Origin of the sequence: Cytobacillus sp. S13-E01 (assembly GCF_029193815.1) — a bacterium.
Taxonomy (GTDB): Bacteria; Bacillota; Bacilli; order Bacillales; family Bacillaceae_L; genus Bacillus_BV.
Genome location: NZ_JARFVC010000002.1, coordinates 189,475 through 211,303, shown reverse-complemented (window position 1 = coordinate 211,303; position 21,829 = coordinate 189,475). Strand labels below are relative to the sequence as shown.

Genomic DNA, 21,829 nt, shown 5'->3' with positions numbered 1-21,829 from the left:
CACGTACCTAACCATTCTACTAAGCTTCGTCAATTATCGTTTTTCTAAAAATGCCACCTATCCGACATTTAAATAAAAACGAAGGCTTTTGCAATTATCCTATCCATATAATTTTCAATTAAGAAACTAAAGATTAGAAAAACTGACTTAAAAAATAGATGAAATACGGCACACCTACTACTAAAATAACCCAAAACATGCCACTAATAAACTTCTCTAATAAACTGTCAAACTTTTCACTATCCAATATATTTATCAAACCATTGTTTTCATTATTATTTTTATTATTACTTATCTTAACGGTATACGCCTTGTTTATCATATTATTTCCTCCTAGTTAAAGGCTTGTCCACTTGTTTACATGCTATGACAATGAACTTAGGTTTATTCGAATAATTTAAAATATCTTTTTTAAAAAGATAAGAAAATATAAAAGTTTGTACCTAGTTTTAGTGTCCAACTCCGGGCGCAATCGGACCTTAGGTCATAAGCCATTTCCTTTAAGAAGGAAAAACCACCTTCTTGAATAAACCGTCTTATGCTTGACTTGCACAGGATGTGCTGATGTCGATGTTCGCCACAGGACGTGGCGGGTTTTAATCGACGCGCCGATAAGCGGGAGCCATGCGCTTTTCATACGAATATGATCTTGTCATTCTTTTGACATAAGTTTTACCGCTTGAACATAAAACATAAATAAAGGGGGCGGTATTGTGAAAGAAATTGAGGTTGTTATTGATACAGAAGAAATCGCAGAGTTCTTTTACAATGAACTAATAAAACGAGGATACGTTCCGACTGAGGAAGAAATTGATCAAATAGCTGATATAACCTTTGAGTATTTACTGGAGAAAAGTATTATTGATGAAGAAATAGAAGAGGATGAGTTTGATTATTAAATTATTAAAATAGTTAAACCAGACGACGAGGATTTAATCCCGTCGTTTTTAATTTGCGATTGTCACGTCGAAACTATTATGTTGTATGAAAGAATTATTTTAAATCTAGAAACTTTTTTTGATTAGAATCGTATATACTTACGAGGACACTATTAATGGGGGGTAAGAGGTATGTCATTGTTTAATAAAGTGTTTGCTAGTGTTGGGATTGGATCAGCGAAGGTTGATACAAAACTATATGAGGGAAACATTACTGCTGGTGAGGAAGTACGAGGGGTAGTAGAAATAACGGGTGGAAACATTGCTCAAGAAATTGATGAAATTTATTTGTCTTTAAATACCAATTATATTAAGGAAAGAAATGACTCTAAGATAAATCAACATGCGATTATCGATACTTTTCAAATTACAGAAAGCTTCACAATAGGAGCAAATGAAAAAAGAGAATTTCCATTTACTTATAGATTACCGGTTGATAGCCCAATTACTATGGGTAGAACAAAGGTATGGATTCAAACTGGGTTAGACATTAAAAATGCAATCGACCCTACTGATCGGGACTTTATAGAGGTAAAGCCTTCTCCGTTAGTAACTAGTGTTTTAAGCGCTTTAACTGATTTAGGATTTCGTTTAAGAGAAGCGAAATGTGAAGAAGCCCCATATAAGTTAAGAAAAAGATTGCCTTTTATCCAGGAGTTTGAATTTATACCTACAAGTGGAGAGTTTCGTGGAAAGTTAGATGAGATTGAGGTTATATTTTTCCCTCAGTCAAGTCAAACAGTTGAAGTAATAATGGAAGTAGACCGCCGAGCAAGGGGCTTGGGTAGCTTTTTAGCAGAAGCACTTGAAATGGATGAATCAGTTGTACGGTTTACTGTAGCTACATCTGACCTTCCGCAACTCTCAGAGAAGATTTATAATCTAGTTAAACGATTTAGTTAAACATTGGTAAGCTTGAGCCTATAGATGCTCAAGCTTTTTATTATTTCCTTGTAAAGAGGTGAATATGTCTGGGTCATCGGTAGTAATCCCGTCTATACCATATAGTAACAGCTGACCTATTACTCTCCTATCATTTACAACCCATACATATACCTTGAAATCCAGTTGCTGTGCATAATTTACAAAACTACTTGTTAATGAGCTATTATGCATATTAATAAAATCTGTAAAGCTTGCAATCGTATTTAACTGATTATAAGAAGTTTGTTCATTTAGAACAATTCCAGAGGATATAATCGGGAGGAGTGTTTGGAACTTTTGGATTGAAGGAATATTAAAAGATTGTACTTTAATGTTCGTGGAATTTAGTAAACTATTTTGATTAGAGTCAATCATTTCTGCTAGTCTTTTTTCAATCCCGGGGTAAAGAGAAGGATATTTAATTTCAATTAATAGTCCGACTTTATCTCCAAAGGTTGACAATACCTCCTGTAATGTAGGTATCTTCTCATCAACAAAGTCCTCGTGATACCAGCTTCCTGCATCCAACATTTTTAATTCTGCCAAGGTAAAGTCCTTAACGAAACCATTACCATTAGTAGTTCGGTCTACTTTCTTATCATGTATGACAACTAGGTGACGATCCTTACTCATTTGAACATCTAGTTCAATATAGTCCACATTCATCTCTAGTGCTTTGTTAAATGCAGAAAATGTATTTTCAGGTGTAAAGGCAGATGCACCACGGTGCGCAATTTTAATGTAATTGATATCTGCAGTATTCTGTAGAATTACAAAGGGAATTATATTACCTACTAAGAATATGAACAAGACAATCGCATTCATAAATTTATACATAGCATTCCACCTTTCTAAATTTTAGGAAAAAAACGAAATAAAAGTATAAAATGAAATTTTAGTTTTATAGACTTTATGATATTGTAAGTCCTTTGTACTATGCTATGCGTAAAACATAATTTTGAATGCAATTCCTTGGTTTTTATACAAAAAAACTTGACTATATCCTTCCAATCGACAAAAGAAGTGTGAATTAGAGAAAGGATTCGACACCATAAAAATCAAAATATAAGGTAAGAAATAAAAATGGGGAGGAAACTTATGGTTACTAATTTTTTAATAAAAACAAGACGCAAATTCAAATATGATATTACCATTTTTCAAACCCCTGCGTATGGGCAACAAACAGGTTATAAACCAGTGTATCGATTGTATGTTGAGGGTAGCAACCATCATGATGCGATTAATTACGTCTATCGAATTTTCAATATCAATGATTTAATGCCTAAGGATTACCAAGCTAGATACATAAACACCGGAGATATTTTGTTTTTTGATGAGGGTAGAAATGGCCATTCATATTATAAATTGTGTACAGGGGGTTGGAAAAAAGTTAATCGCTTTTTAATTCGTTGATTTGTAGAGCAGGAAAGCACCCAATTTTACTATCAAAGAATAGACCATTACACTCTAGGAAATTGTAAGAAGTGAAGGGGGGATTAGCTTGGTGCAAAAAAGACAAGAAGCAAACATTGCGAATGGTATCGATGATGATGAAGAATTGGAGCTTAATGCAACAAATGAAGAAATAGCAAAAGGAGAATCAACTAAGGTTACAGTAGTAAGAAATGATGAAGTAGATCCTTCATAACGAATATTAAAACCCTGGATTTTCCTAAAGGGTATTGTACAAAGGTAAGAAAGATCAGGGCACCACCCGTCTCTATGTTATAAGCCATTTCCTAGTAAGAAGGAAAAACACCTTCTTATAGGAACCGCCTTATGCAATCCTCGGGAGCGCCCTACGCTTTTCTTAATTACTCATTATGCCCAGGACTATTTTTTCGCTTAGCAGCTGAATATTCCTTTGCGTGAGCATTTTCCTCTGCAGCTATTGCCTCTGGTGGGATATGATTATTTTTCTTCGGACTATTCGTTCTATTTCTGTGTTTTTTACCCATTCCGTTTCCTCCTTGAAATGCCTATTTCCTTTTTGTTTAAGCAAATTTACATGATTTTTGGTTGAATTCCTAATCTGTTTAGAAATTGCCATCTTCATCTTTAATTCTCTTGTATTATTTTCTTAATTACCGAAAATTATTGTGGAGACTTTTTCCAAGCAATATTTTCGTTATCAATAAAATTATGCTATATTGTTTAGTTAGAGGGAATAATATAGTGACTAATTTTTATTGGAGGTTTATATGAGTATACATATTGGAGCAAAACAAAATGAAATTGCAGAAACGATTCTATTACCGGGTGATCCCCTCCGGGCAAAATACATTGCTGAAACCTTTTTAGAAGGTGCAACTTGCTATAATGAAGTTCGCGGAATGCTTGGTTATACAGGTACCTATAAAGGGGAAAAAATATCTGTCCAAGGAACTGGAATGGGAGTCCCATCGATTTCGATTTACATAAATGAATTAATGCAAAGCTATGGTGTTCAAAATCTTATTCGTGTGGGGACATGTGGAGCGATTCAAAAGGATGTTAAAGTTCGTGATGTGATTATTGCGATGAGTGCATCAACAGATTCGGCTATGAACCGACTTACTTTTGGAGGAGTAGACTATGCTCCAACAGCATCCTTTCCTCTACTAAAGAAAGCATACGATACTGGGGTTGCGAAAGGTCTTAATCTAAAGGTTGGAAATGTGTTTACAAGCGATATGTTCTACAATGATAATTCTGAATTAGAAAAATGGGCTAAATATGGTATCCTAGCAATCGAAATGGAAACTGCCGCATTATATACCTTGGCTTCTAAATTTGAGAGAAATGCTTTATCAATCTTAACAGTAAGTGATCACATTTTAACTGGTGAAGAAACAACCGCGGAGGAAAGACAAACAACATTTAATGACATGATTGAAGTTGCTCTCAATGCAGCCATGTTAAAATAACCAATAACAAAAAGCCCTTGACACTACAAGGGCTTTTTGTTATCCCAAAAATGTAATACCTTCTTAATACGACAAATTTCTTTATTAATGATACAATATTAAATAATATTATCTGTTGAAAGACTATACGTTAATTAACTTCAGCCGAGTATACAAATCATCTTGCATTTATGAAGGGTGGAACCATGTTTAAACATTTTATACATTCTAGTTTAATTATCTTGTCTCTTTCCATAGTACTTATTGGATGTAACCGTTCTTTAGGACAACCTTCAGTTGACAACAACTTTGAAGATATTGAAGAAAAAATAGAAATTGAGAAAAAAACAGAAGAAGTAAAAACTACACAACCTGAACCTGATAATGAAGATAATGAAGATAATGAGAACCAAGAAAAAGATAATAAATCTACTGACGAGAGTAGTGAAAATAACCAGAACGATTGGGTGTTAGAAGAGGCACTTTTTACGAAAGTAGAAGAGATAGATGATTTGTTTGTTATTTTAAATCCGGAAAATATTTTGACTGTTGTAAACAAAGAAAAGAGTTTACCAGCATCCTATATACCTGAGGAATTGGTTCCACCAAATGTGAAATTCATTTTCGGTGATGAGGATATCCCGAAAAGATTTATTAGAAAAGATGCAGCTATAGCTTTAGAGCAAATGTTTTATCAAGCGGAAAAAGAAGGCATGACACTTTATGCTGTTTCTGGATATAGAGCGTATGAGACCCAGCAGTTTTTGTTTAATAATCAGGTGAGGTTAGAAGGCGAAGAAAAAGCTAGACAAGTGGTTGCCTATCCAGGACAGAGCGAACATCAGACAGGTCTAGCAATGGATATTTCGAGTCAAAGTGTAAATTTTGAACTAACAGAACAATTTGGTGAAACGCTTGAGGGAGATTGGACCAAACAAAATGCACATAAATTTGGTTTCATTATTCGTTATCCAAAAGGTAAAGAAACCGTTACAGGCTACCAATACGAACCATGGCACTTAAGATTTGTTGGAAAAGAAATTGCAACAATTATTTACGAGCATAACATAACCTTAGAGGAATATTTCAATAGAGTAAAAAAAATCTAATCCTATATCTCGAAAAATGTAGAGCTTACCTAATAGGAGGCTCTTTTTTAGTTTTTAGCTAGAATTCATAAATACTTAAATTATATTTTTAGTAAAAAAGTGGTCCTAAATAGTCCAATTAATGGTATGATTTAATAAAGGAGTGAATGATATTGAATAAGGTTAAAAGCAAGACCATTCAAGATTTAGTAGGACAATTGCGGAATAAAGGGATAAATGTCAGTATTTCTAAATCAAGAGCAAACCTTTTTAAAAATGTACATAAAACGCAAAATTATATCAATAAGGGTATGATTGTAAACTTACATAATTAATTATCGAATGCCCCTATAAATTCTAAATCCTAATTTTTTCTGAAATTTTACATTTAGTTTTTGATGCTGATCTAGCACTTCATACAACTCTATATTTATATCTTCACTCATATAAAAGTCCGTGGTAGGTTCTTGTTCAATTGCAGAATCTAATATAGTGGAAACTTTTTTTGCAGTGGCTGTCTTAAAGTTTGCCTTTTTAAACTGGTTAAGCCATTGATTTTCAGTTAATACGTCTGAAACTCCATAAAACGATTTAATTTTTTCTTTTTCCTCCTTAATTAATCCTCCTTCATTCGTCATTTCAATAGCAATTAGAATTCCATTTTGTTTTAATACTCTTGAAAATTCCGAAAGGCTTTTTTCAATATTTGTAAAAGATAGTACGGATTCACAGATAATCACATCAAATGAATTTGTTTCAAAAGGTAAATTTTCGATATTTGCTTCTAGAATCTCAATGTCTAAATTTAAGTCATTAAATCTTTTTTCTGCCTTCTCAACCATGATTGGGTGGTTATCAATCGCAATGACATTGCCGCTATGGTTTTGCTTTAAATAAACAGATGTTTGACCTGTACCACATCCAGCGTCAAGGACAATAGCTGATTCTTGAAATGTTTCATGCATTAAGTACTGTTTTGTTAATGTTAATCCCCCCGGGTGGGCACCACCAATCCCAAAGGCTGCTAAAAACTCTAGATAGTTCGAATTCATGGCATTTTTTCCCCCTTTACTAATACACACTATGCTCTGAAATTAAAAATGACATAAAAGGTTGGCTCTATTGATATAAGTAGTTCCGTTAAAGTGGAGACACATACTAAATAGCATATAATAATTAGCAGACCAAATAACATATGATTTGGTCTTTCTTATTCCTTGTATATCAACATTATTGGACTTTAACATATGAATTATAATATGAAATCGCAACCCAAATAACACACTGACAACAACTATTGACAACGTGTTAATCACTGTGTTAATTGGAATGATTTTTACTATGTTGATTTGGTAAACCTAAAAGATAATTGTAATTTTATGTTAAAATAAATATTGAGATTGTGAAATAATGTTCTGTGCGAAACGTTTCCTTATAAGTGCCAAAGCACGAAATAGGAGAATTGCTGAAAAAGCAATTACAACTGATTAATCAACACTCTGAATGAAGGTCGTCATGTTGAGTTGAAACTAGTTGTCTGAAACTCCCCCATGCACGGAATGGTAGTAGCCTGAGTAATTAGTGGACCTAGAATAAAAGTAGGTCTATTTTTAAAAGATAAGAAAGTATAAAACTAGGTACAAACTTTTATACATTCTTATCTTTGAACAAAAGCGTGCAATCTGACAACAGATTTGACACCTCTTTGACACCCATAAATAAAAATAAAGAGCGAACCCTCAAGGACCAAGAAATGAGGGAATCAGCATGGTTTAATAAATAAGCGGAGAAATTTCTCTTAATTACGAAATAGCACTTAAAATAGCTTAAATAGACGGAAGAATTCCGACTATTTACACAAAAAACGTCAAAATGGATCATTTTGCATTGCTTAAGCGGAAAACCTCCGCTTATATACCCCGAACCAAGCCTTATTACGTAATTTAACCGGAAAATCTCCTCTTATTTTAACTACTTCTGATGTATATGGAAATGTCGTAAGAATGGACATCCCAATTGACACTTAATTCTGAGTGTCCAATAAGCATTGTCCTTTAAATTTATTTTGTCATTAGTGGTTTTATTTTACTATAAGAGGTATTATAAATCCCTATATAAAAGGAAAATGGCATACGTCGATTCGTATGCCATTTCTAATGTCAATTTTCCAGTTATGTACCTCAAAACGGAACGGTTTATTTCATCAAATCCAAGCGTTTTTTATTTGCTATTTGTACTGTTATTTATGGTATCAAACATACTACGATTTAGTATGATATCTCATCTGTTTTATTACATTTTCTCCACGTTAACCAAGCTACTTACTATTGATAGAGCTAGCCTTTTGTCTTTATTCTTACTCTGTTTACTGTCGCTTTTTAATGGTAATACAGTCCTTCACTAAATTGACAAATTAAACTGTGATGTACTTCACAGTTTTTATCAATCATTGTCATTTACAATAGAAACATGAAAACACTTTGATCATGGTGATAACGAGATTGAATTAAATTTTTTAATGGAGTGAGGATAATGCAGCAATTAGAACGATCGTTTTATTCAAAAACAAGCATGTATGCGTTTTTTGTTACTATTGTTTTGTTTTTATTAATGTGGGTTGCGACAGATCAGTTTGTTTATATTGATATAGCATTACTAGGGTATATGGTTTCATCTTTTATATTTGCTATCGGAATAACCGTTAGATTATGTGCTTGGTTAATTCGACCAGCGACACATCAAGTGATTAAAAGGAGTATTAAAAATTTAAAAACTACGAAAAGGGCAAAGCGAAATTTCCGTGCAATAGCACTAACATCATTTGAGAACATTTTTTTACAAAAGTTTATTTTTAAACGTGGAATTTATAGAGGAGTTCAACACTTCTTAATTGCCTGGGGTTGTATAGGATCTTTTGCCATTACTTTTGGACTAACATTCGGGTGGATGCGATTTGACTTAATTGATCCCCAAACCTACCAAATCATCGTCTTTAACGTTCCAACTATTAAAATGACGGTACACGGGCTATTCGCTGAACTAGTATATAACGGATTAAATATTACTGCGATAATGGTTATGATAGGTGTCTGTATGGCACTTGCGAGAAGGGTAAAGAGTCAGGACGTAAAAGTAACACAAAGAGCAGAATTTGACTTATTCCCCTTATATTTACTACTGGCGGTAACACTTACGGGATTAGTATTAACGGTTTCTATTACGTTTTTAGAGGGGTTCCTGCATAATTACTTAACTCTTGTTCATCAAGTTACAGTTGTCATATTACTAGTCTACTTCCCGTTCGGAAAGTTATTTCATCTGCCGATAAGACCATTGGCAACAGCGGTACCAATGAACTATCAAGAAGTTGTGAAAGTCGATACGAGAGCATGTAATAAGTGTGGTACAAGTTATAGCAATGATGATCAAATTTCTGATGTGAAAACTATTTTAGCTGCACAAAGCTTTGATCTACAGCTAGCTGATGGAACGTTTTTAGCTGATTATTGTCCCGCTTGTCGCCGTCGTATTAGGGTAATGAAACAACTTAATATGGAGACGCCACAAGGGAGTCCATACGAGCCGATAAATACGATGAATGATATCCATATGTCAGGCTTCGGAAAAAAACGTTCGGACGAATTTTATAACTTACCAAAAGATAAAAAAGAAAAAAATGAAATAGTGCGATAATTGGGGAGGAAGAGAAGAATCATGAGTCAATACATCGTAAAAGAAGGCGTAAAAAATCTTATCAAACCTGGTGAGAAGCTTATAACTACACATTGCTGCTATTGTGGTATGCAATGCGGAATGCACATTCGAGTAAACGAGAAAACAGGAAGTGTTGTGGGGGTTGAACCTCGCTACGATTGGCCTGTAACGATGGGTAAGATGTGTCCAAAAGGTGTAACTGCCTATCAAACAGTTGAACATAAGGACCGTATTTTAAAACCGTTAATTAAGAAAAATGGTAAATTTGTCGAGTCTTCATGGGAAGAGGCTTATGACCTTATTGAAAAGAACTTCAAAAAATTACAAGCTGAACATGGAAAAGACGCTTTAAGTGTATTTGGTGGAGTATCTATGACAAATGAAAAATGCTACTTAGTTGGTAAGTATGCACGTGTTGGACTTGGAACTCGCTATCTTGATTATAATGGACGTTTTTGCATGAGCTCCGCTGCTGGTGGTGCGTTGGGAACATTAGGTGTTGATAGAGGATCAACGCTACCTTGGCCTGAACTTGAACATTCAGATTGCTTCTTCATTGCAGGATCTAATACAGCCGAATGTCATCCAACAAGTATTCAATGGTTTTGGAAAGCGAAGGATAAGGGCGCAAAATTAATCGTTGCCGATCCACGTGAAACAGCAACAGCACGGATTGCAGATGTTCACTTAGATCTTAAGTCTGGTACAGATTCTGCGCTTGCTAATGGTATTATGCATCTACTTGTTAAAGAAGGATATGTAGATGAGGATTATGTAAAAAATCGTTGTAATAACTACGAAGAATTGAAAGAAAACGTAAAGTATTGGACGCCTGATTATACGTCTCAAATCACAGGCGTAGCTGTTGAAAAAATCATCAAAGCAGCACATATATTTGGAATGTCACCCAGATCTGTTGTCATGTTTGCAAGAGGTGTTGAACAACAATCAAAAGGTGTAGATAATGTAGCACTATATACGTCTATGGCATTATTACGAGGACAGATTGGTAAGTTCGCTTCAGGTGTTGCTACATTTACAGGTCAAGGCAATGGTCAAGGTGGTCGTGAACATGGACAAAAAGCGGATTTATTACCAGGTTACCGCAAACTAACTGACCCTAAGGCTGTTGAATATATTTCAGGTGTGTGGGGGATCGATCCAAAAGATATGCCAAAACCAGGTGTTTCTGCCTATGAAATGTTTGATGAGATTCAAGCAGGAAATATCAGGGGAATGCACGTTATTTGTAGTAATCCAGCTGTTTCAGCTCCTAATTCTGAATACATTTGGAGTGGATTTAAGAAGCTTGATTTCCTAGTTGTAAGTGATTTCTTCTTATCAGAAACGGCAGAGTTTGCCGATGTTGTCCTACCAACAACTACTTGGGCGGAAGATGAAGGAACAACAACAAACCTTGAGGGTCGAGTGATTCGAATCCGTAAGGTTAGAGAACCTTTAGGTGAATCAAAAACGGACTGGGAAATTATGCGAGATATTGCACAACGTATGGGAAAAGGTAAACATTTTGAATACGAAAATGCTAGACAAATATTTGAAGAGTTTAGAATTGCCACTAAAGGTGGGGTAGCAGATTACTCAGGAATTACATGGGAGCGAATTGATAAAGAGGACGGAGTATTCTGGCCTTGTCCATCAGAAGATCATCCTGGAACCCCAACAATGTTTAAAGAAAAATTCGGTACACCAGATGGAAGAGCAAACTTAGCGGTAGTTGACTGGAAAGAGCCTGGTGAAATCCCAACCGAGGAGTATCCACACATTTTAACAACTGGTCGTGTAGTGTTCCATTATCTTTCTGGTAACCAAACAAGACGTGTTGACTTCTTAATGGAACAATGCCCTGTACCATTTGCTGAAATGCACCCTGATTTAGCAACTCAGTATAACTTATCAAATGGGGATAAGGTGAAATTAACAACAAGAAGATCAGAAATGACAGTTGAAGTGAAACTAACGAAAGCAATTAGAAATGACACGGTTTTCGTTCCGTATCACTGGGGTAAGGAGCTGTCGGTGAACCAGTTAACAAATCCATGTCTAGATCCAAAATCTAGAATGCCTGAGTTTAAAGTGTGTGCAGTTAAATTGGAGAAAGCATAATATGCTTACCTTACATTTCTAGCCTATAAATATGCGTTAATCATATAGGTTAGCCAAAGGAAGAGGAGCTGAAATAAATCATGAATAAAATAATGTATTTAGAATTTGAAAGATGTATAGGTTGCAGGTCTTGTCAGGCTGCATGTCGAGAGTGTGGAGACCATGATGCTAAAGAGCGTAACTACGTAGAATATGTCGACTTCATGGAAAGTCGACAAACCTTCCCGATGTTATGTATGCAATGTAAGGACCCAGCTTGTGCACGTGTATGTCCAGCCAATGCAATCCAAATTACGGAAGAAGGAGTCGTTCTTTCTGCTATGGAAGAAAAATGTATTGGTTGCCGAAACTGTACATTTGGCTGCCCATTTGGTATTCCTAAGTTTGATTTTGAAGAGAATAAAATGTACAAATGTGATATGTGTTATGATCGTTCAAAACATGATATTGCACCAATGTGTGCATCTGTTTGCCCAAGTGATGCTATCCGTTTTATTGACTTTGAAGAAATGCAAGCACTACGCCGTCGTAGAACTCAGATGAACTTAGTGGAAGGTAAAAAGCCACAAGAAGGTAATAAGTGGCAATATGTACCAGAATTCTTTGGTGTATACTCTGATTAACTTCAAAAGGATGAGCGTAGAAGGGGGTTTTTAGTATGGATGATAACAAGAAGAAGTTAGGTAGGAATGAAAAAGACACAAAAGATGATATGATAAATTTAGTTGATAACTTAAATCGTGATAATGACTTAAAATATAATCGCCGTTCTTTTCTCAAAACAGCGGTAGGTGCATCTGTTACACTTGGTCTTGCAACATTGCCATTTTCAATAAAAGCGATGATGAAGGATGCCGGTGAAGAGGAAAAAAAAGTACGAATTGCAAAACTTACAGAAGTACCTAAGGGTGAATCATTTAATTTTAACTATCCAACAGAAGGTGACACAGCTCTTTTAATTCATACAAAAGATGGTGAATTAAAAGCATATAATAGTAAATGTACTCATTTACAATGTCCTGTGTTCTATGAAAGCGAACAAGATGTACTTCTTTGCCCATGTCATAGAGGATTCTTCAATGTGAATACTGGACACCCGTTTGCTGGACCACCTCAGAGAGAGCTTCCATTAATTGAACTAGAGGTTATAGACGATGTGGTTTATGCTGTAGGAAGGAAGTACCGTCATGGATAAAAAAGTGTATTGGGCGATCATATTTATTACGATTGCAATCAATGTAGTGATGCTGCAATGGACAGTAGAGGCTTATCACGGTCAAGAGTACAGTCATGTATATCGATATACAATCATAGCTGTTATTTCCGCACTAATAGCATTTATCACGTTTCTGTTTTGGAGGAAAAAAGAATACAGCAAATGAACCTTTAACGTCATTCATTTTTTAATGGGTGACTTTTCTTTTTGTAGAAAACGAATATTTTAACGAAATGGTAAAAAACTAGAGTATTGAAAGAAGGTGAAACCAATCAACCATCAACGTGATTATGATAGAAACCATGACCGTGAAGATACATTATCAGAGAGATCTTTAAAGGATGTGCTGGAAAGCTCATATGAGATAGAAAATGAATTAATGAGAAGTTATCTAATTACAGCAGAAAAAATCCATGATGATGAGGAACTAAAGTTGCGTTTAAGGAACTTTGCGGAGGGTAACGCCAAAAGGACGAGGCAACTTTTAGAAGAAATAGGAAAAATGCAGTAGAGACTAGTATTACTAGTCCTACTGCATTTTACCATTCACCTGTTGGTTCAATTGATAATTGGCTCCCACTAAATGTTCTCTCTCCAAAAGTAGTTACAAGTGTACAGCTTGAAATACTAAATTGAGCTTCGCTAGAAGGGTCTACTTCATACCCAACTAAAAGACCAGTTGCTATTTCATTCCCATCTTCATTTAAGATTCTGACTTTTTGCCCTTCCATTGATATATGTTTTGCTCGATTTAAAAAAATAGTCCAGCTATTCCAATTTTTTACGATATACGCTGGCTCACCATTCTCTAAGTAGCCAAGTAAGCTATTAGAATCATCAATAACTCCTTTGATTTCTTGACTAATAGTAGTAATAAGATTATGAACTTGTTCGTACTCTTTAAATGATAGGTTACCTCCAAAGGTAAAGGTAGCAGTGTTTTTAATAGGACTTATGGTAGCTACCACTAACTCACTTTTATTTTCAGTTGATATATAGGAAAACGAATGATCGCTATTTTGCACTAATTTATGACTGTTAAAAATTTCTTTTAGATTTAGACCTAATTTTTCTTTATAGAAAATTGTAGTAGATAACATTTTTTCCCTCCGTTAAAAGTCATTAATAGCATATCTAAATATTACTAGATCTTATTTTCAGCGGATATGATGTTTATCACAGTAATTTATATCCATATAAATAATTCGACACCTTCGTGGAAGGTGTCGAATTATCTTATTTCTGTTTCAATTTGGTTTAATCTATCGATAATTTTTCGCTTTCTATATAACATCATACCAACATCAGAGATTTCTTCTATCATTGACTTGTTTATAAATGCTCCAAACACCACTCCAGCTATTGGAACCAGTTGAAAAAGTTTTTTCCAACCAAAGTTATCGCGGTAGGTTGTCACGACTTCCCGCCAGCCTTGAATTTCCGTAAAAACTTGGGCGTGTTGATTATTAGTTGAAAATGATTGAAACTCCTCTAAAAGGGCTTGTTTCCCAACAATATCTGAAGATGCAAATTGTAAACATTTTACTATAAAGATCCTTTCGTTTTTATCATTTGGATCATATCCGTAGCAAATTGCTATTTCTTGTAATGTTTTTAAGGATAAACCTAGTAAAAATGGTATGTCTAAAGCGAGAGTAAAGATGCCGCCTATTCCGGTTGTGGCTCCTTGAATACCAGCAAAGGTTGATCTATTATCCCGTAATTCTCTGGCGATAGTGTCCATATTAATTATTGGTAGCTCAGATATAGCCATTATCGAACTAGAATCGTTTCCATTAATATAGCCCTTTTGTGTAAATTTTTGCAGGATTACTTTTTCGTTAATTAAATATTTCCCTCCGGTGTGAATATAATTTCCAATTTCATCAATAGCGGAACCAATTTTATCTTGTAAAAATTTCGGGGTGATTTTATCGAGTAATTTAAAGGGAAGACGGCTGAACTTCTCCCAAAACCAAATATCCTTTTGTTCATTTTCCCACTGATTAATTTCATTCAGTTTCTCAAGTAGTAATTCTTTAGATTCTTTTTGCATCTGTATATTCATCCTCTTTAGAAAAAATAGTGTGGATCATCTAATAGCCCAATTAAATTTAAATATTAACCTTTGACGCTCTTGCTGAATACGGTAAATTGTACTATAACCTAGGAGGAATTAAAATGGATAATCAACATTTAGCTTGGCATGAAACGTTAGAATTGCATGAGTTGGTCGCTTTCCAAGCAATCGGTTTAATGAAATTTAAAAAGACTTTAAAAGAGGTAGACTGTCCTACCTTACAACAACTTTATCAAACAGCAATTGCGCAACTAGAAAAGAACATTCAGGAATTACTTAAATTTTATCCCATGGCACCAAAAGAGCGGGAAGAGGAAGCAGATGACGTGAGAGCGTTAGATAAAGCCTTTTTTTCAGGTGATTTGTTGGCATTTTCAAAAACAGCAGTTAGGAACTTAGCAATTGCAATTACGGAAACAGCTACTCCAATTTTAAGGGATGTGTTAAATAATCAACTGCAAAATGCGATAGAATTACATGCAGCTGCTTATAAATACATGTATGAAAAAGGTTATTACCCTTCATATGATTTAAATAAACTGTTAGCGAATGATGTCCTACTCGGAAAAAAAGCTATTTCAATGAAATACTAATGAACTAATGGCCGAAATACAATACATTTGTATTGTGGTTCGGCCGTTAGGTTTGAATATTTATACTTCAGCTATATATGATAGCCTGAATTCTGAATGGCTTCCTTTATTTTCTGTTCAGTAACGACATTGCTATCATATTGAACAAAGGCATTCCCTTTTTCAAGATCCACAAGGGCTCGTTCTATCCCGTTTAAATCGAGAATAGCTCTTTCGACCGTTTGGACACAGCCTTTACACGTCATGCCCTCTATATGTAGGATAGCTTCTGACATTTTTAAAAAAACCTCCTAAAATTATGTTCTTTTTAATATGGCCTGTTATCAAAAAAATTATGAAAGAATACATGACAATTGCAAGGAACGCCCATGATAAGAAAAACGAATAAATGAAAGAGTGATTGTAATGCCTTAATTGACAGAAGAGGAAGCTTACAAAAAAGCTTAGTTTATTAAAAAATATTAGTATTAAATTCAACTAAATATTATACTAACAGTAATACATATTTAGAAAGAAGGTTTTATATTGGCTGAAAAGACATTTACAATTACTAGTGACTCTGGGCTACACGCAAGACCTGCAACTGTTTTGGTGCACAAGGCTGGGCAATACGCTTCGGACATTACATTGGAATACAATGGCAGAAGTGTGAATTTGAAATCAATAATGGGTGTAATGTCACTTGGGATTCCAAAAGGCTCATCAATCATTGTGAAGGCAGAAGGATCTGACGAAGAAGAGGCAATCAACGGTATGACAGATGTTCTAAAATCAGAAGGCCTAGGTGAATAATCACCTAACTAAAACAACCACCCCTCTTTTGTGAGTGGTGGTTGTTTTTTTAGATAGTTTATTGTCGCGAATTGCCGTTTAAGGCTCTTCTTATTCTTTAAGTGCTAAAACAGGCACATCTCTTTCATCTTCAACATTTTCCTTGGAATAGATTCTAGCTGTCTCGGATTCTTCATCTACATGCTGAATAAGCACTTGTGTACCTTCAAAAGTTACATACATTTGTTCACCTTTTTCGGATATCTCTTTTGCTCGTTGGACGTTCACTGGGTAAAACCTCCTTTAGATTCTCTCATTATTTATTTTTGCTTCATATCAAATGTTTATTCACATTTTAAAACATGTATTGGAGAATTGAGTTAGAGGAAACCTATTTGTGTACAGTAGAAAAAGAAACAGAGGTGTAAAAATGGAAGATAATGAAAGAGATTTTATCACAATAGAAGATGAGAATGGCCAAGAACGAGAGTTTGCTGTTGAAGCCTTATTTGAAATGGAAGATGATTACTATACGCTTTTATCATCTTCAGATGGGGAACCTATTCTTATGAAAATTAAAGGGGAAGAGGGAAATCAAGAACTAATTGGCATCTCTGATCCGAACGAGAGAGACAATATATTAAGTGCCTATGAAATTGCAGTTGAAGCGAATCCGGCTAAAATAACGTGAAAGTGCATAGCGTCCGGAGCAAAAATCAAAACTAAGTTCAAATTAGAATCTTTTAAACTAAATCTAAAAAAAGGCCTAGTGTGCTAGGCCAGTTTCTAGAAGATAATTCGGATCATGCAGTGTCTTCCTGATCCCCACCAAGGGATTCTATGTGAATAAGTGCACCAGTTCGAATTAAAGACTGAAATTGCTGAAGTGGGAAAACACCTCTGCTTCTTGCTTCCTCCATTTCAATGCTAACCGTAGATTGATTGATAGTAAGGATTTTTAATGTTTTCGCATTGCAAAAATTAGGTACAAATTTCTGCGTTATATCAAATTCCATGTTCTGTTTAAGATCCAATTTATTACCCTCCGTAATACTAATTTACATTTAATTTTTACCGAATGATAGGTAAACCATACCAATTTTTCGAAAATATTGCAAAAAAATAATTTGAACGGTCATCCTAATGAGAAAGGGTCATCAAAGTCAAAGTATGGATCCGACCAAAAATATTAGTCGTTGTTGAAACTGATTATTGGAAGTTGCACGTAAAACAATGTAAAATGAAACAAAAACGATGATTGGGGGTAAAGTTGTGAAAGCTATTAATGTCGAAGAGGTTCAAAAAACGTTGGACAGCCTAGTTGATCAAGAATTATTCATTCATCTTGAAACAACCAAAGGAGCATACGCTAATCATGCTGATGAAACCCAACTGGCTGTAGGTGCTTACATAAGAAACAGTAAAATAACGTTCAATCATGGAAAAATTACAGGTGCAAGCCCATATCGGGTAGGTTTGAAAATGGATTTAGGTTGGGTATATGCTGAAGGGATTACTGATTGGGAGATAGACGATAAAGGAAGAATGTTACTAGCCGGCCATGATAATGAAGGTAGATTAACTGTATCATTACAACTTAGTTCAAATCCGTTTTAGAAATAAGGGGGTAGTAGAATGGAACGTCATATTTTAGTTGTTTTTCCACATCCAGACGATGAAGCTTTTGGGTCTGCAGGTTTTATCGCAACCCAAACTAGAAAAGGGGTACCAATAACCTATGCATGTGCAACATTAGGAGAAATGGGCAGGAATATGGGTAAGCCGTTTTTTGCAAATCGTGAAACGCTTCCTGATATTAGAAGAAAAGAACTACAAGATGCATGTAAGGTGATGGGAATAGACGATTTGAGAATGCTTGGTTTTAGAGATAAAACACTTGAGTTCGAGGCTCCTAATAAGTTATCCGATGTTGTAGCGGAGATTATTGACGATGTCAATCCTTCTTTAGTGATTACTTTTTATCCTGGCCATGGCGTTCATCCGGATCATGATGCCTGTGGAGAAGCTGTAATTGATGCAATATCTAAATTGCCAATGGATAAAAGGCCTGTTGTGTATTGTAAAGCAATTACAAAGAATGTAACGGAAGTCTTAGGTGAACCAGATTTAGAATTTGATGTTAGTGACGTATTAGATGTGAAAATTGCTGCTATGGAAGCGCATAGATCTCAAACTGAAGGTCTATTGTCACGTATGAAGGAAACACTGGAGTCAGGCGAAACTGAGGTAATGAATTGGTTGAAACGAGAAACATTTTGGATTTATCCCACGTTTAAGGGGCAGCAGTAAGACCCCCACCTCAAAACTTGGAGAAACCGAGGAAGTTAAGGTGGTGGATTAACTACCCCTAAAGGTCCGACGAAACACAGGACCTGCGCGCTCCTAGCGTACCATCAGAGTGGAAGGAAGGATCCCTACTGATTGAGTTTCACTTTACAAGTGGTAGAATATCCTTGTGTTATTATATTCTTTCCTTTACCTTTATCGCGTTAGATAAAGGTTATTTTATTTATTTTTGTGGTAAATAATAAGGGAAGGTTCTAAGGAGGGACTATCTATGGATACTGGACTTCTTTTGGAATACGGCTGGGTGCTATTAGTATTAATAGCACTTGAAGGAATATTAGCCGCTGATAATGCTTTAGTTATGGCGATAATGGTTAAACACTTACCTGATGAAAGACGGAAGAAAGCCTTGTTTTATGGCTTAGTAGGTGCATTCGTTTTTAGATTTGGATCATTATTTGCCATTTCATATTTAGTTGATGTATGGCAGGTACAAGCAATTGGAGCATTGTATTTAATGTGTATCGCAGTAAACCACTTAGTGAAAAAATTTGTTCTCAAGAAAAATAAACATGAAGAAGTTAAAGAAGGCAAAGGTTCTAGTTTTTGGATGACGGTAGTAAAAGTTGAACTTGCAGATATTGCCTTTGCAGTTGATTCAATTTTAGCAGCAGTTGCACTTGCAGTGACGTTACCTGGTACACAGTTACCTACGATAGGTGGTATGGATGGTGGTCAGTTTTTAGTCATCCTTACAGGCGGGATCATTGGGTTAATAATCATGAGATTTGCCGCTACTTATTTTGTGAAGTTACTAAAGAGGAAACCGGGTCTTGAAACAGCTGCTTTTCTGATTGTAGGATGGGTAGGGGTAAAGTTAGCAATATACACATTATCCCACCCTGCTCTGGGCATCTTATATGAAGGTTTTCCAAAGCTTCCAGCATGGAAAATTACGTTCTGGGCTGTGTTAATTGGAATTGCAGTCGGTGGATGGTTCTTGTCAAAAGAACAAGAACTACCAATGAGTGATGAATCTAAAGAAGCAGTAGATGAAGAAGAATTATTGCTGAAAAGGTCATAAGGTGACAAAAGGGATGCTGCACTGGCATCCCTTTTCATGTCATTTGCCTTGGTTACTTAATAGGAATAAAATAGTAATTAAAGTGATTCAAAACTAGGGAGGCAAAAACGTTGAAAGATATGAATGAAACTATAGATTATTCCGCATTGCTTACAGCTTATCGTACACTATGGGTTAACCGTCCATTACCCGCAAGTGATGAAAAAAGCAAGGAAGTGTTAGTAGAGATAATTGGTCGTGATATACGTGATGAAAACACACATCCAAGGGCAAGAAAGAACCCGTATGTTAAGTTTTATTTAGCGGCCAAGAGAATCGCGGACAGTAAAATGAATGACGAAAAAAAAATGGAACTAATAAAAATCCATATTAGTATTTTTGAGAATTTGGAAAACAACTAATAAAACACATGAGGAACCTAACCAGCTCCCGTTTAAGTGGTCCTATTAGCTTTACTCCTTTTTTGTTGTTAATTCCAAAATAAATGACTTCAAGTCAATCATCCGAATATTTGCAGGCTTTTTTTTTGTGCCAGTAATTAGTAAGGGAGACAGTGAATCGACCTTATGTAGTGAGCCATGACCTGCACCACCTATGTGAGTAGGTGATTTTTCACCTATGAACTCAAATCCTGGCTTAGCATCTGTTATTATATAGCGACCATTGTGCGAATGTAATGACCCATAAATTCTGGCAAGAGCATCAGGATAGTCCCCATATGTAACGATTCCATTTTCACTCTTTATATCAAGTATCGAATAATCACCATTAATTGTCCAAGCTTGGTCATATTGGTCAATCATTTTTCCATTCGGACGGAAAGTTAACTGACTATCCTTATCTACAGAATGAACTAGAATATGGTCTTCTTCTATATATGAAATAAAGTCAACTCGATCATCCTTCATCAATTGTTTCGAAATATCTTGTAAAGAGACTTGATCATCTAGTGAGTATACATATGCCATTCTCTCATTAACCGCAAACACAAGCTGATCACTTTTAGCTACTGGCTTTCCTAGCTTAGCAATTTGATAATTATTGAAAACTTTTCTGAGATCAATAATTGCTTTTTCATTATCATTCATTATTGTTGATTGAGCACTATCACCAAGCACAATCCACGTAACATTTTCAATCGCTTTTTCCGGTGATGGAAAGGCTTCAACTATTTGTTGAAGCTGCCTGTCTACCTTTTCAATACCTTCAATGATATTTGGGCCCTTTTTATGTACGTCATGGTCTAAATTTGGAAAATAAACAATTGAAAAGCTAGGTAGTTTATCGTTGTTTATTAAATGTGTTAATTCTAAAGCGCTAAATTCATCATTTACACCAAGGTTTTTCCAAATGTAGTTATTTTTTGAATTGCTTGGATTAATCTGCGATAATCTTCCAAATGAGAGGATAGACGGACCATTTGTTTGCAACTGCTTAGGTAATAGATTAAAAAAAGATGCCATTTTAGGTATGGTTAAGGAATGTTGATCATTTCCTCTGTAGATTAAGCCATTAATAGAGGCAGTCGAAAGATTTGACTCATTCAGATCTTCAAATACAGTCTTAACATCCTTACTTAAATGTTTATTATTTAAGTTATATAAGCTATCGTATAACACTTTCTTTATTCCAACTTTTAGTACCTCTTTAGTACCACTTCCGTAGTTAATTAACCGCTGTTCTTCTTCATCGTACCATACTAAACCAGGTAATTTATGTATTTCAGGGTATGTACCTGTTAATAATGTACTATCTATGGATACGGACATTGTAGGATAAGAACTGACTAAGTTAGGATAATACTGACCATGAGCCTTTAAATAAGACAATGTTGGAACTTTTCCTTCAGTTAAAGCTTTTTGTAAAGGTTTGTCCATTAGTGAGTCTACAATTAAAAGCACCACTGGTTTTTGTCCTTCATTATAATTTTCTAATTTTGATATATCCTGTGTTGTAACCTTCGCATTAAGACGTGTAGTTGTGAACAAAATAATACTAATTAGCAGCAAAGAAATTATAACGACCCTTAACAATTAACATCATCCTTTATTAACGAAGATTTCTATTATCGATAGTATGACAACATATGCTAAAAATTATTTGAA

Annotated in this window: 29 protein-coding genes; 19 read left to right on the top strand and 10 right to left on the bottom strand. The window is 35.1% G+C overall.

Annotated features, from left to right (window positions below; all coding sequences use genetic code 11):
* Positions 1–133: 133 nt before the first annotated feature.
* The gene (locus PY093_RS02935) at positions 134–322 is read right to left on the bottom strand and encodes a hypothetical protein (protein WP_275644373.1); all 189 of its coding nucleotides are present in this window, start codon (positions 320–322) and stop codon (positions 134–136) included.
* A 391-nt stretch (positions 323–713) separates the two neighbouring features.
* On the opposite strand from PY093_RS02935, the gene PY093_RS02930 reads away from it, so the two are divergent.
* Both PY093_RS02930 and PY093_RS02925 read left to right on the top strand, forming a co-directional pair.
* Entirely contained in the window at positions 714–899 is a 186-nt protein-coding gene (locus PY093_RS02930) for a YozD family protein (RefSeq protein ID WP_275644372.1), read from the top strand.
* Positions 900–1,070: 171 nt separating this feature from the next.
* A complete protein-coding gene (locus PY093_RS02925) occupies positions 1,071–1,841 on the top strand; it encodes a sporulation protein (protein ID WP_275644371.1) in 771 nt (256 codons plus the stop codon).
* Positions 1,842–1,859: 18 nt separating this feature from the next.
* Here the strand turns inward: PY093_RS02925 and PY093_RS02920 are convergent, their stop codons facing one another.
* A complete protein-coding gene (locus PY093_RS02920) occupies positions 1,860–2,699 on the bottom strand; it encodes a glycerophosphodiester phosphodiesterase (RefSeq protein ID WP_275644370.1) in 840 nt (279 codons plus the stop codon).
* A 261-nt stretch (positions 2,700–2,960) separates the two neighbouring features.
* On the opposite strand from PY093_RS02920, the gene PY093_RS02915 reads away from it, so the two are divergent.
* Entirely contained in the window at positions 2,961–3,275 is a 315-nt protein-coding gene (locus PY093_RS02915) for a hypothetical protein (protein WP_275644369.1), read from the top strand.
* A 91-nt stretch (positions 3,276–3,366) separates the two neighbouring features.
* Positions 3,367–3,510 (top strand): hypothetical protein, encoded by a 144-nt coding sequence (locus PY093_RS02910; RefSeq protein ID WP_275644368.1) that lies wholly within the window; start codon positions 3,367–3,369, stop codon positions 3,508–3,510.
* 166 nt (positions 3,511–3,676) lie between these two features.
* On the opposite strand, the gene PY093_RS02905 is transcribed toward PY093_RS02910, so the two are convergent.
* Positions 3,677–3,820, bottom strand: coding sequence for a hypothetical protein (locus tag PY093_RS02905; protein ID WP_275644367.1), 144 nt, complete (start codon positions 3,818–3,820; stop codon positions 3,677–3,679).
* Positions 3,821–4,063: 243 nt separating this feature from the next.
* Here PY093_RS02905 and deoD point away from each other — a divergent pair, with 243 nt between their 5' ends.
* Positions 4,064–4,768: a purine-nucleoside phosphorylase gene (gene deoD, locus PY093_RS02900; protein WP_275644366.1), complete on the top strand. Its 705-nt coding sequence runs from the start codon at positions 4,064–4,066 to the stop codon at positions 4,766–4,768.
* A gap of 185 nt (positions 4,769–4,953) precedes the next feature.
* On the top strand, positions 4,954–5,856 hold the full coding sequence (locus PY093_RS02895; RefSeq protein ID WP_275644365.1) for a M15 family metallopeptidase: 903 nt from the start codon (positions 4,954–4,956) through the stop codon (positions 5,854–5,856).
* 314 nt (positions 5,857–6,170) lie between these two features.
* Here PY093_RS02895 and PY093_RS02890 read toward each other — a convergent pair whose 3' ends face one another.
* Positions 6,171–6,887 carry a class I SAM-dependent methyltransferase gene (locus PY093_RS02890; protein ID WP_275644364.1) on the bottom strand — a complete coding sequence of 239 codons (717 nt, stop codon included), beginning with the start codon at positions 6,885–6,887 and terminating at the stop codon, positions 6,171–6,173.
* A gap of 1,480 nt (positions 6,888–8,367) precedes the next feature.
* Here PY093_RS02890 and PY093_RS02885 point away from each other — a divergent pair.
* The 6 genes from PY093_RS02885 (at position 8,368) to PY093_RS02860 (ending at position 13,400) form a co-directional block, all read left to right on the top strand.
* Complete coding sequence (locus PY093_RS02885; protein WP_275644363.1) at positions 8,368–9,528, top strand: MFS transporter; 1,161 nt, start codon at positions 8,368–8,370, stop codon at positions 9,526–9,528.
* A 21-nt stretch (positions 9,529–9,549) separates the two neighbouring features.
* Positions 9,550–11,673 (top strand): formate dehydrogenase subunit alpha, encoded by a 2,124-nt coding sequence (gene fdhF / locus PY093_RS02880; protein ID WP_275644362.1) that lies wholly within the window; start codon positions 9,550–9,552, stop codon positions 11,671–11,673.
* Positions 11,674–11,753: 80 nt separating this feature from the next.
* On the top strand, positions 11,754–12,296 hold the full coding sequence (locus PY093_RS02875) for a 4Fe-4S dicluster domain-containing protein (RefSeq protein ID WP_275644361.1): 543 nt from the start codon (positions 11,754–11,756) through the stop codon (positions 12,294–12,296).
* Between the two features lie 35 nt (positions 12,297–12,331).
* Entirely contained in the window at positions 12,332–12,868 is a 537-nt protein-coding gene (locus PY093_RS02870) for a QcrA and Rieske domain-containing protein (RefSeq protein WP_275644360.1), read from the top strand.
* Complete coding sequence (locus PY093_RS02865) at positions 12,861–13,055, top strand: hypothetical protein (RefSeq protein WP_275644359.1); 195 nt, start codon at positions 12,861–12,863, stop codon at positions 13,053–13,055. The genes PY093_RS02870 and PY093_RS02865 overlap by 8 nt, the downstream gene beginning before the upstream one ends.
* A gap of 96 nt (positions 13,056–13,151) precedes the next feature.
* Positions 13,152–13,400, top strand: a complete 249-nt coding sequence (locus tag PY093_RS02860) for a hypothetical protein (RefSeq protein ID WP_275644358.1) — start codon at positions 13,152–13,154, stop codon at positions 13,398–13,400.
* Positions 13,401–13,428: 28 nt separating this feature from the next.
* On the opposite strand, the gene PY093_RS02855 is transcribed toward PY093_RS02860, so the two are convergent.
* The gene (locus PY093_RS02855; RefSeq protein ID WP_275644357.1) at positions 13,429–13,989 is read right to left on the bottom strand and encodes a hypothetical protein; all 561 of its coding nucleotides are present in this window, start codon (positions 13,987–13,989) and stop codon (positions 13,429–13,431) included.
* Between the two features lie 131 nt (positions 13,990–14,120).
* Complete coding sequence (locus PY093_RS02850) at positions 14,121–14,945, bottom strand: EcsC family protein (RefSeq protein WP_275644356.1); 825 nt, start codon at positions 14,943–14,945, stop codon at positions 14,121–14,123.
* Positions 14,946–15,064: 119 nt separating this feature from the next.
* Between PY093_RS02850 and PY093_RS02845 the strand changes: the two genes are divergently transcribed.
* Complete coding sequence (locus PY093_RS02845; protein ID WP_481769267.1) at positions 15,065–15,562, top strand: spore coat protein; 498 nt, start codon at positions 15,065–15,067, stop codon at positions 15,560–15,562.
* A gap of 71 nt (positions 15,563–15,633) precedes the next feature.
* On the opposite strand, the gene PY093_RS02840 is transcribed toward PY093_RS02845, so the two are convergent.
* Positions 15,634–15,837 carry a heavy-metal-associated domain-containing protein gene (locus PY093_RS02840; RefSeq protein ID WP_275644354.1) on the bottom strand — a complete coding sequence of 68 codons (204 nt, stop codon included), beginning with the start codon at positions 15,835–15,837 and terminating at the stop codon, positions 15,634–15,636.
* Positions 15,838–16,087: 250 nt separating this feature from the next.
* On the opposite strand from PY093_RS02840, the gene PY093_RS02835 reads away from it, so the two are divergent.
* Positions 16,088–16,354, top strand: a complete 267-nt coding sequence (locus PY093_RS02835) for a phosphocarrier protein HPr (protein ID WP_275644353.1) — start codon at positions 16,088–16,090, stop codon at positions 16,352–16,354.
* A 90-nt stretch (positions 16,355–16,444) separates the two neighbouring features.
* On the opposite strand, the gene PY093_RS02830 is transcribed toward PY093_RS02835, so the two are convergent.
* Positions 16,445–16,621 carry an H-type small acid-soluble spore protein gene (locus tag PY093_RS02830; protein ID WP_275644352.1) on the bottom strand — a complete coding sequence of 59 codons (177 nt, stop codon included), beginning with the start codon at positions 16,619–16,621 and terminating at the stop codon, positions 16,445–16,447.
* Positions 16,622–16,763: 142 nt separating this feature from the next.
* Between PY093_RS02830 and PY093_RS02825 the strand changes: the two genes are divergently transcribed.
* On the top strand, positions 16,764–17,024 hold the full coding sequence (locus PY093_RS02825) for a DUF1292 domain-containing protein (RefSeq protein WP_275644351.1): 261 nt from the start codon (positions 16,764–16,766) through the stop codon (positions 17,022–17,024).
* A 112-nt stretch (positions 17,025–17,136) separates the two neighbouring features.
* Here PY093_RS02825 and PY093_RS02820 read toward each other — a convergent pair whose 3' ends face one another.
* Positions 17,137–17,367, bottom strand: a complete 231-nt coding sequence (locus PY093_RS02820) for a hypothetical protein (protein ID WP_275644350.1) — start codon at positions 17,365–17,367, stop codon at positions 17,137–17,139.
* Positions 17,368–17,605: 238 nt separating this feature from the next.
* On the opposite strand from PY093_RS02820, the gene PY093_RS02815 reads away from it, so the two are divergent.
* The 4 genes from PY093_RS02815 (at position 17,606) to PY093_RS02800 (ending at position 20,125) form a co-directional block, all read left to right on the top strand.
* Positions 17,606–17,950 carry a YojF family protein gene (locus PY093_RS02815; RefSeq protein ID WP_275644349.1) on the top strand — a complete coding sequence of 115 codons (345 nt, stop codon included), beginning with the start codon at positions 17,606–17,608 and terminating at the stop codon, positions 17,948–17,950.
* A gap of 18 nt (positions 17,951–17,968) precedes the next feature.
* On the top strand, positions 17,969–18,643 hold the full coding sequence (bshB2, locus tag PY093_RS02810; RefSeq protein ID WP_275644348.1) for a bacillithiol biosynthesis deacetylase BshB2: 675 nt from the start codon (positions 17,969–17,971) through the stop codon (positions 18,641–18,643).
* A 268-nt stretch (positions 18,644–18,911) separates the two neighbouring features.
* Positions 18,912–19,724, top strand: a complete 813-nt coding sequence (locus tag PY093_RS02805) for a TerC family protein (protein ID WP_275644347.1) — start codon at positions 18,912–18,914, stop codon at positions 19,722–19,724.
* 119 nt (positions 19,725–19,843) lie between these two features.
* The gene (locus tag PY093_RS02800; RefSeq protein WP_275644466.1) at positions 19,844–20,125 is read left to right on the top strand and encodes a hypothetical protein; all 282 of its coding nucleotides are present in this window, start codon (positions 19,844–19,846) and stop codon (positions 20,123–20,125) included.
* 51 nt (positions 20,126–20,176) lie between these two features.
* Here PY093_RS02800 and PY093_RS02795 read toward each other — a convergent pair whose 3' ends face one another.
* Positions 20,177–21,757, bottom strand: a complete 1,581-nt coding sequence (locus PY093_RS02795) for an alkaline phosphatase family protein (protein WP_275644346.1) — start codon at positions 21,755–21,757, stop codon at positions 20,177–20,179.
* Positions 21,758–21,829 lie beyond the last annotated feature (72 nt).

Excerpts from the sequence above, each read along its gene's own strand:
- PY093_RS02870 (WP_275644360.1), top strand. The coding sequence starts at position 12,332 with ATGGATGATAACAAGAAGAAGTTAGGTAGGAATGAAAAAGACACAAAA.
- PY093_RS02855 (WP_275644357.1), bottom strand. The coding sequence starts at position 13,989 with ATGTTATCTACTACAATTTTCTATAAAGAAAAATTAGGTCTAAATCTA.
- PY093_RS02875 (WP_275644361.1), top strand. The coding sequence starts at position 11,754 with ATGAATAAAATAATGTATTTAGAATTTGAAAGATGTATAGGTTGCAGG.
- PY093_RS02885 (WP_275644363.1), top strand. The coding sequence starts at position 8,368 with ATGCAGCAATTAGAACGATCGTTTTATTCAAAAACAAGCATGTATGCG.
- PY093_RS02805 (WP_275644347.1), top strand. The coding sequence starts at position 18,912 with ATGGATACTGGACTTCTTTTGGAATACGGCTGGGTGCTATTAGTATTA.
- PY093_RS02905 (WP_275644367.1), bottom strand. The coding sequence starts at position 3,820 with ATGGGTAAAAAACACAGAAATAGAACGAATAGTCCGAAGAAAAATAAT.
- PY093_RS02920 (WP_275644370.1), bottom strand. The coding sequence starts at position 2,699 with ATGTATAAATTTATGAATGCGATTGTCTTGTTCATATTCTTAGTAGGT.
- PY093_RS02915 (WP_275644369.1), top strand. The coding sequence starts at position 2,961 with ATGGTTACTAATTTTTTAATAAAAACAAGACGCAAATTCAAATATGAT.
- PY093_RS02800 (WP_275644466.1), top strand. The coding sequence starts at position 19,844 with ATGAATGAAACTATAGATTATTCCGCATTGCTTACAGCTTATCGTACA.
- PY093_RS02925 (WP_275644371.1), top strand. The coding sequence starts at position 1,071 with ATGTCATTGTTTAATAAAGTGTTTGCTAGTGTTGGGATTGGATCAGCG.
- PY093_RS02935 (WP_275644373.1), bottom strand. The coding sequence starts at position 322 with ATGATAAACAAGGCGTATACCGTTAAGATAAGTAATAATAAAAATAAT.
- PY093_RS02840 (WP_275644354.1), bottom strand. The coding sequence starts at position 15,837 with ATGTCAGAAGCTATCCTACATATAGAGGGCATGACGTGTAAAGGCTGT.
- PY093_RS02850 (WP_275644356.1), bottom strand. The coding sequence starts at position 14,945 with ATGCAAAAAGAATCTAAAGAATTACTACTTGAGAAACTGAATGAAATT.
- PY093_RS02825 (WP_275644351.1), top strand. The coding sequence starts at position 16,764 with ATGGAAGATAATGAAAGAGATTTTATCACAATAGAAGATGAGAATGGC.
- PY093_RS02895 (WP_275644365.1), top strand. The coding sequence starts at position 4,954 with ATGTTTAAACATTTTATACATTCTAGTTTAATTATCTTGTCTCTTTCC.
- deoD (WP_275644366.1), top strand. The coding sequence starts at position 4,064 with ATGAGTATACATATTGGAGCAAAACAAAATGAAATTGCAGAAACGATT.
- fdhF (WP_275644362.1), top strand. The coding sequence starts at position 9,550 with ATGAGTCAATACATCGTAAAAGAAGGCGTAAAAAATCTTATCAAACCT.
- PY093_RS02890 (WP_275644364.1), bottom strand. The coding sequence starts at position 6,887 with ATGAATTCGAACTATCTAGAGTTTTTAGCAGCCTTTGGGATTGGTGGT.
- PY093_RS02865 (WP_275644359.1), top strand. The coding sequence starts at position 12,861 with ATGGATAAAAAAGTGTATTGGGCGATCATATTTATTACGATTGCAATC.
- bshB2 (WP_275644348.1), top strand. The coding sequence starts at position 17,969 with ATGGAACGTCATATTTTAGTTGTTTTTCCACATCCAGACGATGAAGCT.